Origin of the sequence: Companilactobacillus halodurans (assembly GCF_009600985.1) — a bacterium.
Taxonomy (GTDB): Bacteria; Bacillota; Bacilli; order Lactobacillales; family Lactobacillaceae; genus Companilactobacillus; species Companilactobacillus halodurans.
This window is the reverse complement of sequence record NZ_VDFP01000159.1, coordinates 1-1,326: the sequence shown is the minus strand read 5'-3', so window position 1 is coordinate 1,326 and position 1,326 is coordinate 1. Positions and strand designations below refer to the sequence as shown.

At 36.5% G+C, this 1,326-nt stretch carries 2 protein-coding genes; both read left to right on the top strand.

The features are described from left to right. On the top strand, positions 1 to 584 hold a 584-nt coding region (locus FHL06_RS13260), incomplete at its 5' end, for an alpha/beta hydrolase (protein ID WP_153387088.1). A 66-nt stretch (positions 585 to 650) separates the two neighbouring features. Beyond that, a partial coding sequence (locus tag FHL06_RS13255) for a YhgE/Pip domain-containing protein (protein WP_238334056.1) occupies positions 651 to 1,326 on the top strand: 676 nt, incomplete at its 3' end.

Below are 1,326 nucleotides of genomic sequence, written 5' to 3'. Positions count from 1 at the left end.
CGGACGAACGTCCCATTGTTCAAGTTGTTTTCCAGAACGAATGGGTTGGCAGTAACCAAATGGAATATTGGTTAGTGAAACTTCTATTTGATTTACGCTTAAAACATGAATTTACTACATATGACGCTATTGGTCACTCTTTAGGTGCTGTAGCCTTAGTTCTAGTCAATCTAAGGGAAAAAATGCGTCCTTATATGCCTCGACTTAAAAAATTAGTACTCATTGCTGGACCGTTCAATGGTATTTTAGGATTAGGTGATCTTCCCAACATCAACCGGCTTAAACCCAACGGACGCCCTGCTTTTATGAGTCCAACTTATTTTAGAATTTTTATTAATAGAAACAACATTTCGGATGATCTACGTGTTTTAAATATTTTTGGTAACGTTGGTGATCACTCAAATAGTGATAAGTATATCTCCGTTACGTCAGCAAAATCTATTTCCTACGTTCTTAGATCAAAAGTTAAAGAATATACTGAATATTTAATCAGAGGCTCCAATGCTGAACATTCTATGCTACATGATGATTCTGAGATTTTAGATACTGTCAACGGGTTCATTTACTACAATCCGTTATCGTAACGTTATATAATGGTTTTGCGCCATTCAGTTTTTAAGAGAGATTTGGAGGGGATTTCTATCAAAGCTTTGGAGCTATTCAGATTAGATATAAAAAGAACTTTGCAATCAAAACCCGCAACCTTATTGATGCTAGCCATGATAATTTTGCCATGTTTGTACTGCTGGTTTAACGTATGGGCCCTATGGGATCCTTATTCAAATACCAGTGATCTAAAAGTTGCCGTTTATTCAGATGATCAACCTGTTAAACTTGAGGGTCAAAAAATCGAGATTGGTGATCAATTGATCGACAACTTAAAAAAGAATCATAAATTGGGATGGACCTTCGTTGATTCCAAAGCACAACTAGACCAAGGTGTTAAGGATGGTTCATACTATGCTGGTATTTACATTCCAAAAAACTTTTCAAAGGATATCGTTAGTTTCTTATCTGGTAAGATTAAGAAACCAACTTTAGTTTTCTCAGTTAACCAGAAAATAAATGCGATTGCCCCGAAATTGACCGAAACCGGGGCGACAACGTTGCAAGGAACGATTTCCGATGAATTTATTGGTACAATCAGTAAAACTATCACTAAGGCTTTAAACAAGTCCGGAGCAGACATTCAGCATAACCTACCAATGCTAAGAAGATTATCTTCACTATTGGTAACGACTGACGATAACTTGCCCGAACTACAAGATATTATGGACAAAGTTCAAAAAGCCAACACGATCGTTCCTAACTTGAATCAAAAGTTAC